The organism is Rhodobacteraceae bacterium IMCC1335, from assembly GCA_039640495.1.
Taxonomy (GTDB): Bacteria; Pseudomonadota; Alphaproteobacteria; order Rhodobacterales; family Rhodobacteraceae; genus Thalassovivens.
The window spans coordinates 3,570,137-3,581,601 of sequence record CP046864.1; the positions used below are offsets into that span (position 1 = coordinate 3,570,137).

13 protein-coding genes are annotated in these 11,465 nt (G+C 53.4%); 7 read left to right on the plus strand and 6 right to left on the minus strand.

The window, feature by feature from the left end; genetic code table 11:
- Positions 1–9: 9 nt before the first annotated feature.
- Both GN241_17380 and GN241_17385 read right to left on the minus strand, forming a co-directional pair.
- Positions 10–1,224, minus strand: a complete 1,215-nt coding sequence (locus GN241_17380; protein ID XAT58975.1) for a hypothetical protein — start codon at positions 1,222–1,224, stop codon at positions 10–12.
- A 36-nt stretch (positions 1,225–1,260) separates the two neighbouring features.
- The gene (locus tag GN241_17385; GenBank protein XAT58976.1) at positions 1,261–2,010 is read right to left on the minus strand and encodes a hypothetical protein; all 750 of its coding nucleotides are present in this window, start codon (positions 2,008–2,010) and stop codon (positions 1,261–1,263) included.
- 36 nt (positions 2,011–2,046) lie between these two features.
- Between GN241_17385 and tsaD the strand changes: the two genes are divergently transcribed.
- The 3 genes from tsaD to GN241_17400 are packed head-to-tail and all read left to right on the plus strand — an operon-like array spanning position 2,047 to position 4,549.
- Positions 2,047–3,159, plus strand: coding sequence for a tRNA (adenosine(37)-N6)-threonylcarbamoyltransferase complex transferase subunit TsaD (tsaD, locus tag GN241_17390; GenBank protein ID XAT58977.1), 1,113 nt, complete (start codon positions 2,047–2,049; stop codon positions 3,157–3,159).
- Positions 3,096–4,121 carry an NAD(P)H-dependent glycerol-3-phosphate dehydrogenase gene (locus GN241_17395; GenBank protein ID XAT58978.1) on the plus strand — a complete coding sequence of 342 codons (1,026 nt, stop codon included), beginning with the start codon at positions 3,096–3,098 and terminating at the stop codon, positions 4,119–4,121. The genes tsaD and GN241_17395 overlap by 64 nt, the downstream gene beginning before the upstream one ends.
- Positions 4,122–4,123: 2 nt before the next feature.
- The gene (locus GN241_17400; protein ID XAT58979.1) at positions 4,124–4,549 is read left to right on the plus strand and encodes an EVE domain-containing protein; all 426 of its coding nucleotides are present in this window, start codon (positions 4,124–4,126) and stop codon (positions 4,547–4,549) included.
- A gap of 9 nt (positions 4,550–4,558) precedes the next feature.
- Here the strand turns inward: GN241_17400 and GN241_17405 are convergent, their stop codons facing one another.
- Together GN241_17405 and GN241_17410 are read right to left on the minus strand one after the other, a co-directional pair.
- Complete coding sequence (locus GN241_17405) at positions 4,559–4,711, minus strand: hypothetical protein (GenBank protein XAT58980.1); 153 nt, start codon at positions 4,709–4,711, stop codon at positions 4,559–4,561.
- A 156-nt stretch (positions 4,712–4,867) separates the two neighbouring features.
- The gene (locus GN241_17410) at positions 4,868–6,259 is read right to left on the minus strand and encodes an adenosylhomocysteinase (protein XAT58981.1); all 1,392 of its coding nucleotides are present in this window, start codon (positions 6,257–6,259) and stop codon (positions 4,868–4,870) included.
- A 241-nt stretch (positions 6,260–6,500) separates the two neighbouring features.
- On the opposite strand from GN241_17410, the gene GN241_17415 reads away from it, so the two are divergent.
- Complete coding sequence (locus GN241_17415) at positions 6,501–7,091, plus strand: HD domain-containing protein (protein XAT58982.1); 591 nt, start codon at positions 6,501–6,503, stop codon at positions 7,089–7,091.
- Positions 7,092–7,130: 39 nt separating this feature from the next.
- Here GN241_17415 and GN241_17420 read toward each other — a convergent pair whose 3' ends face one another.
- On the minus strand, positions 7,131–7,685 hold the full coding sequence (locus GN241_17420) for an ActR/PrrA/RegA family redox response regulator transcription factor (GenBank protein XAT58983.1): 555 nt from the start codon (positions 7,683–7,685) through the stop codon (positions 7,131–7,133).
- Between the two features lie 74 nt (positions 7,686–7,759).
- On the minus strand, positions 7,760–8,305 hold the full coding sequence (locus tag GN241_17425) for an SCO family protein (protein XAT59338.1): 546 nt from the start codon (positions 8,303–8,305) through the stop codon (positions 7,760–7,762).
- A gap of 169 nt (positions 8,306–8,474) precedes the next feature.
- On the opposite strand from GN241_17425, the gene GN241_17430 reads away from it, so the two are divergent.
- The 3 genes from GN241_17430 (at position 8,475) to GN241_17440 (ending at position 11,465) form a co-directional block, all read left to right on the plus strand.
- On the plus strand, positions 8,475–9,860 hold the full coding sequence (locus GN241_17430) for an ActS/PrrB/RegB family redox-sensitive histidine kinase (GenBank protein XAT58984.1): 1,386 nt from the start codon (positions 8,475–8,477) through the stop codon (positions 9,858–9,860).
- Between the two features lie 149 nt (positions 9,861–10,009).
- Positions 10,010–10,486, plus strand: a complete 477-nt coding sequence (gene tsaE, locus GN241_17435; protein XAT58985.1) for a tRNA (adenosine(37)-N6)-threonylcarbamoyltransferase complex ATPase subunit type 1 TsaE — start codon at positions 10,010–10,012, stop codon at positions 10,484–10,486.
- On the plus strand, positions 10,479–11,465 hold the full coding sequence (locus GN241_17440) for a phosphotransferase (protein XAT58986.1): 987 nt from the start codon (positions 10,479–10,481) through the stop codon (positions 11,463–11,465). The genes tsaE and GN241_17440 overlap by 8 nt, the downstream gene beginning before the upstream one ends.

Sequence of the window (11,465 nt, forward strand, 5' to 3'; positions counted from 1 at the left end):
ATGGCTATCTTAACCCTCTATCAACCGGCGTAAAGACAGCAGCGCATTCTGGCGCGCCAGTTTCTGCTCTACCAGCGCTTTCCAAGCCGCCATTTGAGCCGCTGGTGCCGGCGTCAGATCCGCAATCTCTGCCAATACGGTGGATAGGTCGCCCGAGGTCAAAGCCGCTTCTGCACGCGATAAGATTGCATCCGTGCTTGTGCCCGTTTGTGGAGCCAGCGATCGTGCATTCAATTGTCGCTTTAGAAACGCGCCCAGCCGGGCCGCGCTGAGGCTAGCGGGCTGTGCGGGGTCACTTGCGGCCAAGGCCCGCCGCGCCGCTGAGGGAAATTGCTGCTTCAATTGCTCTAAATCTACCCCGCCTTGATCGGCGCCAAGCTCAAGCGCCGGCGGTATCGCCAGATCGCTTAAAGCGCTGATTTTGAGTAAGGTTTGCCGATAGGGGCGGTTGTCGCGCAGCGCGTCTTCGAGGGTAGCCAGCAAATGCATGAGTTCACGGCTTTGGTGTTGATTTTGCGCCTGCTCGGCGCTCAGTTTGTCTTGACTGATCAAATCATCAATAGTTTTTTGTAGCGCGTTGATACGCGCTTGCTGTGCGTCGAGCGTGCTTGCAAGCTCACTCAGCACCGCTGCTGGGGCAGATGGGGTTGTGTTGACGGCGTTTAAAGCGCCAAAGGCGGTTTGTAAATTTTGCACGTCATCGCGCAGCGCGCGCAGTGTGGCGTTGGAGTCTTGAATTTGCGTTTCAAGCGGTATTTGTGCAGTGTAATCGCTCAAATCTTTGATTTGCTGCGCCATTTGACCTGCCTCTGCGCGCCGTTTGTCTGCCGCAGTGTTAAGGTTGCGCAGATCGTTTTGCAGCGCCGCGATATCTGCCTCAAATTTTTTATCTGCACTGGGCGGCATCGTCCATGGGGTGATAAAAATGCCCGATAAAAATGCCAAAGCAATCACGGCAGCTGCGCTTGCCGCCCCCGTAATCGCCGCCGTAACGCGTGAAGGATGGCCTTGATTTTTGGGCTGTTTATCAGCGGGGCTTGGCGGTGGTTTTGAAGCATCGGCCTTCGGGGCGGCGGGATGAAAAGGCGCTTCAGGAACCTTGTCTCGGGGCAATTCTTCGGGAAAATCATCGGTTTTTTTATCCGGTCGATCGGCGCTTGGCACAGGTTCATTTGCCGCATTTTCGGGGGAAAGCGCCTTTGCGTTCTCGGTGTTATCTACCATCGAATAGGGCCTTTGTTCCTTTGGTTTTCTGCGCCATTATGTGCCTTTATTCTTGGGCTCAATCAACATCATATCCTGAAATCGGCGTAAAACAGCCTTAAGCATCGCACCGCGATTTGGATGAGTTGCGACAGTTGTTTTGATATGCGGCTGCGTGGAAAAACACGCGGCCACGGTTTGGCTGATCGCGATGATCTCGCTGCCATTAGGAAGCGGGCCATAGCTCTGCAAAAGCCGCGCCGAGCGTGGCGAAAACACCGGAACCAGCAGCGCTTGTGGCTGGGTGAACAAAGCGCGGGCCTGAAGGCTGAGCGGTGTTTCAATTTGATCATAAATCACACATTCAGTGCAGGGAATACCTTTTTTGGTCAGGGTTGCAGCAATCTGGCCGCGGCTATGCTGCCCATGCGGGTGGATAAGTGGCCCTGCTGCCCCTGTCTTTTGCACCAATAGGATAAGATCTTGCGCAGCTCCTGCGCTGCTTATCACGAAAAATCCCAATTTTTTTGCCGCCTCCGCGGTGGCCTCGCCCACGGCGAAGCAGGTCATTTTTTTGGGGATAGGCGCGTGCGCAAAACACGCGACCGCATGTCGCGAGGTGAAAAGCACCGCGGCATAGCCGGATAAATCTGGCAGGGTGCCGATGGGGGTTATGTCAAGAACCGGGCTGATTAAGATCTGTGCGGCGGGCTGATGCGATAAAACCTCTTGCGCAAAGGCCTGTGCGTCTTTTTGGGGCCGGGTCAACAAGAGCGTTGGGCTTTGAGGCAAGATATTGTTTGTCATGGATTAGAATGTTACCCCCCCAACATGTTTGAGACAATGGATGAAAACATTTCGGCGCGGTCGGCGCTTTTCCTCGGGCTTGAAAGCAGCTGCGATGATACAGCGGCAGCCGTGATTTCCTGCCCGTCCGGGGGGCGGGTTGAGATCAAATCATCGGTCGTGATGGGCCAGTCAAATTTGCATGAGGCATTTGGCGGTGTGGTGCCGGAAATCGCAGCCCGCGCGCATGCTGAGCGCCTGGATCTCTGCGTCGCAAATGCCCTTGAGGAAGCCGGGTGTGATTTACAAGATGTCACGGGCATTGGAGTGACAGCGGGCCCGGGATTGATCGGGGGGGTATTGTCGGGTGTGATGTGTGCCAAAGGCTTGGCTTTGGGCGCAGATAAACCGTTGATCGGGGTGAATCATTTGGCGGGGCACGCGCTCACCCCACGGCTGACGGATCAAATTGCCTTTCCTTATTTGATGCTGTTGGTGTCTGGCGGGCATTGCCAGTTTTTGATTGTTTCCGGTCCGGACCAGTATCACCGCCTGGGGGGCAGCATTGATGATGCCCCCGGTGAAGCGTTTGACAAAACGGCCCGCCTGATTGGGCTTGGGCAGCCCGGGGGCCCTGCCATTGAAAACGCGGCGCTGCTTGGCGATGGCAAACGCTTTTCGTTTCCGCGCCCGCTCTTGGATCGGGCGGGGTGCGATATGTCATTTTCCGGTTTGAAAACCGCGGTTTTGCGCAGCCGTGATGCGCTTTTGGCCGAACAGGGGGGGCTGTACCCACAGGATCAGCGCGATCTGAGCGCCAGCTTTCAAACCGCGGTGGCGGATGTTTTGGCGGAAAAAACCACACGCGCTTTGACAGAATATTTAGCCGCTGCACCGCCGCAACCATGCTTGGCCATGGCCGGGGGTGTAGCGGCGAATAGGCAGATTTGCGCGGCTGTGCAGCAGGTGTCTGCGGCGATGAAGGTGCGCTTTGTGGCGCCGCCTCTGGCGCTATGCACCGATAACGCGGCGATGATCGCCTATGCAGCCGCAGAGCTTTACCGCCTTGGGCAGCGCGACGATATGTACCTTTCCGCCCGCCCCAGATGGCCGTTGGACACCCGACAGCCAAGTTTGATCGGAGCAGGCAAAAAAGGTCCGAAAGCATGAGTATCTCGGTTTTGGGAGCGGGTGCGTTTGGAACGGCTTTGGCGATCGCCTTGGCCAAGCACAGGCCCGGGGTTAGGTTATGGGCGCGGGATGCCGCGCAGTTGCACAACATGCAAACCGCGCGTTGCAATCAAAAACGATTGCCGAATATGGGGTTTCCTGAGGCGCTTGAACTTACCGCTGATTTGGCTGAATGCGCCGCTGCCGAAATTGTTCTGCTGGCTGTTCCAATGCAGCAGCTTGGCGGATTTCTTTCCGCGTTGCCCCAAAAGAAATCCCCTAAATATCTGGTAAGCTGTTGCAAAGGTATCGATCTGGCAACCGGGAAAGGGGCCTCTGCCTTGCTAGAAGCCCAGGCCCCAAACGCGCAGGCTGCGGTGTTAACCGGCCCCAGCTTCGCAACGGATCTGGCTGCAGGTTCGCCAACGGCGTTAAGCTTGGCCTGCGCGGATGCAGCTGCGGGCCTGTACCTGCAAGAGCAACTCTCAACTCCCAGTTTGCGGCTGTATCGCAGCACTGATGTGACCGGAGCTGAGCTAGGAGGCGCGTTGAAAAACGTGATCGCCATCGCGTGCGGGATTACGATTGGGGCCGGTTTGGGGGATAGCGCCCGTGCCGCGCTGATGGCTCGGGGATATGTTGAAATGCAACGGTTTGCAGCGTCTTTGGGTGCGCGGGATCACGCGATGGAAAGCCTGTCGGGGTTGGGCGATTTAAGCTTAACCTGCATGTCGGATAAGTCGCGTAATTATCGCTATGGTCACGCACTGGGGCAGCAGAAAAAATTTGACCCTTTGATCACAGTGGAGGGCGTGGCTACCGCAAAGGCCGCCTTGGCTTTGGCCAAAAACCAGAAAATTGATTTGCCAATCACGCAGGTGGTGGTTCAGTTGTCAGAGGATAAAATAGAGGTCGCAGAGGCGGTGGATCTTTTGATGTCGCGCCCTCAAAAACAGGAATAAGCATGGCGTTTTGGCTTTTTAAATCTGAGCCCAGCACATGGTCTTGGCAGGACCAAACTGCCAAGGGTGCGGCGGGCGAAGCCTGGGATGGCGTGCGCAATTATCAGGCCCGAAATTTCATGCGCCAAATGCAAATCGGAGATCGCGGCTTCTTTTATCATTCCCAAGGAGAAAAATCGATTATCGGGTTGGTTGAGGTGATCCAAGCGGCGCGGCAAGATCCCACGACAGATGATCCAAAATGGCAATGCGTGACGATAAAGGCCATGCAAGCTTTGCCTAACGCAGTTTCGTTGCATCAGATTAAAGCGCTACCGGCGCTGGCTGAAATGATGCTTGTGCGCAATCCAAGGTTATCAGTGCAGCCCGTGCGTGTTGAAGAGTGGCGAATAATTCTTGAAATATCCGGCTTAAATTTGGTGCGTTAAGCAGCGGTGTCACGGCGGCAAAACGGTAAAAATTGAAACCGCAGCGGGCTGTGTTGGGCTGGCCTGATTGTTTGAAAAATAGGGTTCCGCCCAAGGGCGGAACCCTCTGTCACCCCAATGCGCTCCCACAGCACCTTCGGTTTCAGAAACGGGTTCGGCCATCCTGACGCGAACATGCTGCAAGCCTAGCTGGTATGCGGCTTTGGTACAAACTTTTACTATATTAGATTTGTTTAAATTTTGAGAAAAAGCCCGGGCAGATTTGTTTTGGGTGGCCGCTTTTCTTAACCGGTCCACCCGTTATTTTTAAGCGATGGCTTAATATCTGTAATGTTCTGGTTTGAACGGGCCTTCGGGCGTTACGCCGATATAATCTGCCTGATCTTTTTCTAATCTGGTCAGTTTCACGCCGATCCGTTCAAGATGCAGGCGCGCTACTTTTTCATCCAGATGCTTTGGCAGAATATAAACGTCATTTTTGTAGTTATCGCCTTTGCTCCAAAGCTCAATCTGGGCCAATACTTGGTTGGTGAAAGAGGCAGACATCACGAATGAGGGGTGGCCCGTCGCATTTCCAAGGTTCAGCAAGCGCCCTTCGGAGAGTAAAATCAAACGGTTACCCGAAGGCATTTCAATCATATCCACTTGGTCTTTGATATTGGTCCATTTGTGGTTTTTCAGGTTTGCCACTTGGATTTCGTTATCAAAATGGCCGATATTGCCCACGATGGCCATGTCTTTCATTTCGCGCATATGCTCGATGCGGATCACGTCCTTATTGCCTGTGGTGGTGATAAACACATCAGCGCTGTTCACAACATCTTCCAAAACAACCACTTCAAACCCATCCATCGCGGCCTGCAAGGCGCAGATCGGATCAACCTCTGTTACTTTGACGCGCGCGCCAGCCCCGGCCAATGAGGCGGCTGAGCCCTTCCCAACATCGCCATATCCACACACAACGGCGACCTTGCCCGCCATCATCGTATCTGTGGCGCGGCGGATCCCATCCACCAATGATTCTTTGCAGCCATATTTATTATCAAATTTTGATTTTGTGACCGAATCGTTCACGTTGATGGCGGGGAACGGCAATTGGCCTTGCTTGACCAATTCATAAAGCCGGTGCACGCCGGTTGTGGTCTCTTCGGATACGCCTTTGATCATTGCGCGCTGTTTGGTGAACCAACCCGGGGTTTCGTCCATACGCTTTTTAATCTGTGCGAAAACCGCTTCTTCTTCTTCTGATGTAGGCACTGCGATAAGGTCTGTTTCTCCGCATTCAACCCGCGCGCCGAGTAAGACGTATAGCGTGGCATCGCCGCCATCATCCAAGATCATATTCGCGCCCTCTGGAAACATGAAAGACCGGTCGAGATAATCCCAATGCTCGGTCAGCGTTTGTCCTTTCACCGCAAAGACGGGTGTGCCTCCGGCGGCGATCGCGGCCGCTGCATGATCCTGGGTGGAGAAAATGTTGCAAGAGGCCCAGCGCACATCAGCGCCCAATTCAACCAGCGTTTCGATTAACACCGCCGTTTGAATGGTCATGTGCAAAGAGCCGACGATGCGCGACCCGCTTAATGGCTTGCTTTTACCATATTCGGCCCGCAGCGCCATCAGGCCCGGCATTTCGGTTTCAGCAATGTTCAGCTCTTTGCGGCCAAATTCTGCCAGCGCAATGTCTTTTACGATATAATCCGTGCTCATCTGCATCTCCTAAAGCTTTGAGGTCGCCTATCATAAGCATTTGCAAGCTACAAGAATGTGCAGAGGCTCTCGGTGAGACCTGCGGCAATTGGCCTAGGAACCACAAGCGCCTTTTTTATGCATGGCGCTTTAGACGCGGCAATTTTGACCTCTTTGGATTTGAAACGGTGGCAGATGACGCGCAGCCCTTGTTAGCAAAAAGCCCGCATGTCATATTATTTCTGATTTATTCGAGGAACCCATGAAACAACCACGCGCTTGGCAAAGAATGCTGTCTGGACGGCGATTGGACTTGCTTGACCCAACGGCAGTTGACATTGAGATTGAAGATATCGCCCATGGCTTGGCCTTTGTGGCGCGCTGGAACGGACAAACGCAGGGCGAGTTTGCCTATTCTGTCGCCGAACATTCTTTGTTGGTGGTAGAGTTATCCAAACGGCTTTTTCCCAAAATCGAGGCCAAATGGCAGCTGGCAGCCTTGTTGCATGATGCACCGGAATACGTGATAGGGGATATGATTTCGCCGGTTAAAGCGGCCGTTGGCGCAGGCTATGTAGCTTTGGACGAGCGCCTGACCGCCGCTATTCATATACGTTTTGGGCTACCCGCAAAACTACCGGCCAAAATTAAAGCGCAGATTAAAAAGGCCGATAAGTGCAGCGCCTGGCTTGAGGCCACTCAGATTGCCGGATTTTCACAACAAGAAGCCAACCGGTTTTTTGGCAAAATGCCAATGGATCTTGTGCCAGATTTCACGGTTAAGCTGCGGCCGCCCAATCTGGTAAAACGGGATTATATTTCCAAATACCGTACTCTTATATCGAAATTATAGGCAGTGCGGGTGGCTTTGCGACCCCAAATCGTGGTGGGGTTAGCGCGGGCTTCGTTTGGCCAAAATACGCTGAAGGGTGCGCCGATGCATATTCAACCGTCGGGCGGTTTCCGAGACGTTGCGGTCGCAGAGCTCATACACCCGTTGGATATGTTCCCAGCGTACGCGATCCGCGCTCATCGGGTTTTCCGGCGGCGGGGGCAAATCATCCCCCGTTGCCAATAACGCATTGGTAATATCAATCGCATCCGCGGGTTTGGACAAATAATCGGTGGCGCCAATTTTAACTGCGGCCACTGCGGTGGCTATGGCGCCGTATCCGGTTAAAACCACAACCCTGCAATCGGGGCGTTTTTCGCGCAGCACTTCTACAACATCTAGGCCATTGCCGTCTTCCAGCCGCAGATCAACCACCGCATATGCCGGAGATCGCGCCGTTGCGATTGCACGCCCAGCGGCCACTGATCCGGCTGTTTCAACCTCAAAGCCGCGTTTTTCCATGGCTTTCGCCAGCCGTTTGAGAAACGGGTCATCATCATCAACCAGCAAAAGCGAAGGGTCTTCGCCCAGATCCTGATATGTTCGTTCTGACACGCGGTCGCCTCCTAAGCGGTTGACTTTCATTACATCTAATGCGGCCACCCGCCTTGGTCAAATAATACAAGTGGTTAAGCTGCGTTCAAAAAGCAGCTGATTTTCTCGGCCACTTGCTCGGCGGGTAAATCACGGCGGAAAAATTCGACAAACCCATGCTCGGGAAGCAGCAGATAGCTCATTGTTGAATGGTCGACCAAATAATACGGATCGTTTTGCTCATGGGCTTTGTAATAGGTCCGAAACGCTTTACTTGCGGTTTTGATTTGGGCATCGCTGCCTGTCAATGCGATCAGTCTTGGATGCATCACCTCGGCAAATTCTGCCAAGACTTGGGGTGTATCTCGGTCAGGATCGATGGTAATAAAAACTGGTGTTACGTTTTGTCCGGCCGTTTCCAGCAGATCCACGGCGTCAACATTGCGCATCGTATCCATTGGGCAGATATCGGGGCAGAACGTATATCCAAAATAAAGCAGAGCCGGAGTTTTGCTGACATCGTCTTGCGACATGCTCTGCCCATGCTGGTTTACTAGCGTGAACGCACCCCCAATCTGTTCGCTGCCACCTGCAATCACGCTGGTGCGGCATTGCGCGAAGCGATCGCTTGAACGGGGCATGAACAATGTGGAGACCGCCAGCCAAGAAAACAAAAGTAACAGGGCAAACCCGGCGCCCAACACCACTGTGAAACGGTTCTGCATAAGGGATTCCTTAGAGTATTTGCCATTGCTTGGCCTTTATGGGATCTATGTTTCCTAACAACCCACGTCAACCGGCAGGAAGATGATGACTGAACACGACGTCAATTTATTTTCAGATCAACGTCGCAGCAATTGGATTAGATTGCGCACCTTAATTCTGCTGCGCTGGGTGGCGATTGCGGGCCAGTTGACGGCGATTTTAATTGCCAAAGAGGCTTATAATCTGCAGCTTGAGCTGGGTCTTTGCCTTCTTGCGATCGCGGTGTCGGCCATTGGCAATCTGGTGGCCATGGTCAGCTTTCCTGAAAACAAACGTCTGTCAGAATTTGAAAACATGATGATGACCATGTTTGATCTGCTGCAATTGGGCTTTTTGCTTTATCTCACGGGCGGATTGCACAATCCGTTCAGCATTTTGCTTTTGGCGCCGGTTGCGGTTTCTGCCTCAATTTTGAAACTGCGATCAAATCTCATTCTCGGTGGCACCACGATTGTTTTGGTTACGATTTTGGCGGTGTATCATTTGCCTCTACGCACCCAAGCGGGCGCGTTTTTACGCATTCCAGAGTTATTTGTTTTTGGCAATTGGATCGCGATCGTGATCGCATTGGTGTTCTTAAGCGTGTATTCGCGCCGCGTTACGAATGAAATGAACGCGATGGGAAACGCCTTATTGGCCACGCAAATGGCGTTGAGCCGGGAACAAAAGCTTACCGATTTGGGCGGTGTGGTGGCGGCAGCAGCGCATGAGTTGGGCACGCCTTTGGCGACGATAAAATTGACCAGTGCAGAATTGATGGAGGCCTTGCCTGATGGCTCGGAACTGCAAGAAGATGCAAGCTTGATCCGAGAACAAGCCAATCGGTGCCGCGATATTTTACGCTCGATGGGGCGCGCGGGAAAAGACGATCTGCATTTGCGCAGCGCGCCCTTAAGCGAAGTGCTGCGTGAGGCAGCCGAGCCGCATAAGGATCGGGGCGTGAAAATCAATATGTCCTTTGAACCGATCGAGGGCGCCGGGCTTGGTCAGCCGCTGGCTTTGCGGCGCCCGGAAATCATTCACGGTTTGCGCAATATGGTGCAAAATGCGGTTGATTTTGCCAAATCAGAGGTCTGGGTGGAAAGCTATTGGAGCCCCGATACGATCACCGTGCGGATCTTGGATGATGGGCCGGGCTATCCCGTTCACATGCTTGGGCGCATCGGTGATCCTTTTTTGCGGCATCGCAAAACAGGCGCGGCGCGCGATAACAGGCAGAGCTATGAAGGGATGGGCCTAGGCGTTTTTATTGCCAAAACCTTGCTTGAAAGGACCGGCGCAGAATTAAGCTTTGCCAATGGATATGATCCTCAGCAAAGACCGGCAGCCAAAGCAACGCCGCGCGGCGCGATCGTGGAAATTCAGTGGCCCAGGGCTGCGGTTGAACAAATCACCGCTGCGCTGGGCGAAAACCGCGCTATGAAGATTTAGCATTTTCACGCTGGGGGAGTGTTTGCGATCACCGCTTAAAGCCTTGGGGGCTTGCGCGGCCTTTCAAAGCTTGCCTTGCACGCAACCAAGGCTTCACAGGCTGCACGATCTGTCTTGTTTAGCGCAACTGGCAATGTCATCTTAGATTTATGGATTTATTTACAACCGAATTTCACATGCCTTCTGAGGCGCATATGCAAGCCTTCGCCGCCGCGCTGGGCAAAAGCTTGCAATGTGGGGATATCCTTCTGCTTGAGGGGCATATCGGCGCTGGCAAAAGTTTTTTTGCGCGCAGCCTGATCCAATCGGTACAAGATAGTCCTGAAGAAGTGCCCTCACCAACGTTCACGCTGGTGCAAACCTATGACACGCAAATCGGCGAGATTTGGCATGCAGATCTGTATCGCTTGACCTCGCATCAAGAGGCGGTTGAATTGGGGTTAGAAGAGGCGTTTGAAACCTCGATTTCCCTGATTGAATGGCCGGATCGGCTGGGGGATCTATCTAGTTATGGCCCGTTAAATATCGCGTTTTCCAGCGGTGCGAGCGAGGGCGATCGGCACCTCAAATTGCAGGGTCCGGCGTATATTTGGGCGCCGCGCTTGCAGGGTTTGAGCGATGAATGATCTGGGTAGATCCACCGAGCTGCAAGAGTTTTTGCGGCAGCATAAATGGCATAATGCGCAAATTGTAGCGCTGAAAACGGATGCGTCTCAGCGCCGGTATTACCGCTTATCACAGAACGAACGCTCGGTTATTTTGATGGATGCGCGGCGCAGTGCAGTGGATGAAACAATGCGATTTCAACGGATTGCGTCACATTTGTTTGCGCAGAATCTCAGCGCCCCGCAAATTTATGGCGCGGATCATGATTTGGGGGCTTTGCTTGTTGAAGATTTGGGCGATGATTTATTGTCGGGATTTTGGGTAAAGGGCGCGCAAAGCGCCTATCCAATTTACCAAAAGGCGGTTGATATGCTGCTTGCGCTGCAGGCAAACGATCCTCCAGCCTTTTTAGCGCAGCCCGATGCACAGGATTTGGCTGTCATGATCACGCCAGCTTTTGAATTTTATAAAGGCTCAGCACGCATTGAGGCGGATCAAACCGCCCTGCTTGCTGCGCTTACCGATTTGCTCGCGGCTGCGCTGCAAAGCGCGCCAGTCCTGGCGCTGCGCGATTGCCATGCGGAAAATCTTCTTTATTTGCCGGCGCGCCGCGGTGCGGCCTGTGTGGGTATTTTAGATTTTCAAGATGCGTTTCAAAGTCACCCCGCCTATGATCTTTTGTCGCTTTTGCAGGATGTACGCCGCGATATTCCCGCCAATATGGAGGCCGGTTTGATCGCGTATTTTGTGGCGCAGGCGGGCCTAGACGCGCGGGCCTTCCAGCGCGCTTATGCGGTTTTGGGAGTGCAACGCAATCTGCGCATTTTGGGGGTTTTCGCGCGGCTGGCCTTGCAAGAAAATAAAGCAAATTATCTGGTACATATGCCCCGGGTCTGGCGCTATATCCAACGCAATTTGCGCGCTCCGGGTTTGCAAGGGCTTAAGGCTTTGATCGATGCAGAATTTCCCAGCCCTGCAAATTTAAATTGGACGGTTTAA

Excerpts from the sequence above, each read along its gene's own strand:
- GN241_17415 (XAT58982.1), top strand. The coding sequence starts at position 6,501 with ATGAAACAACCACGCGCTTGGCAAAGAATGCTGTCTGGACGGCGATTG.
- tsaD (XAT58977.1), top strand. The coding sequence starts at position 2,047 with ATGGATGAAAACATTTCGGCGCGGTCGGCGCTTTTCCTCGGGCTTGAA.
- GN241_17430 (XAT58984.1), top strand. The coding sequence starts at position 8,475 with ATGACTGAACACGACGTCAATTTATTTTCAGATCAACGTCGCAGCAAT.
- GN241_17400 (XAT58979.1), top strand. The coding sequence starts at position 4,124 with ATGGCGTTTTGGCTTTTTAAATCTGAGCCCAGCACATGGTCTTGGCAG.
- GN241_17425 (XAT59338.1), bottom strand. The coding sequence starts at position 8,305 with ATGCCCCGTTCAAGCGATCGCTTCGCGCAATGCCGCACCAGCGTGATT.
- GN241_17405 (XAT58980.1), bottom strand. The coding sequence starts at position 4,711 with ATGGCCGAACCCGTTTCTGAAACCGAAGGTGCTGTGGGAGCGCATTGG.
- GN241_17395 (XAT58978.1), top strand. The coding sequence starts at position 3,096 with ATGGCCGTTGGACACCCGACAGCCAAGTTTGATCGGAGCAGGCAAAAA.
- GN241_17385 (XAT58976.1), bottom strand. The coding sequence starts at position 2,010 with ATGACAAACAATATCTTGCCTCAAAGCCCAACGCTCTTGTTGACCCGG.
- tsaE (XAT58985.1), top strand. The coding sequence starts at position 10,010 with ATGGATTTATTTACAACCGAATTTCACATGCCTTCTGAGGCGCATATG.
- GN241_17380 (XAT58975.1), bottom strand. The coding sequence starts at position 1,224 with ATGGTAGATAACACCGAGAACGCAAAGGCGCTTTCCCCCGAAAATGCG.
- GN241_17410 (XAT58981.1), bottom strand. The coding sequence starts at position 6,259 with ATGAGCACGGATTATATCGTAAAAGACATTGCGCTGGCAGAATTTGGC.
- GN241_17440 (XAT58986.1), top strand. The coding sequence starts at position 10,479 with ATGAATGATCTGGGTAGATCCACCGAGCTGCAAGAGTTTTTGCGGCAG.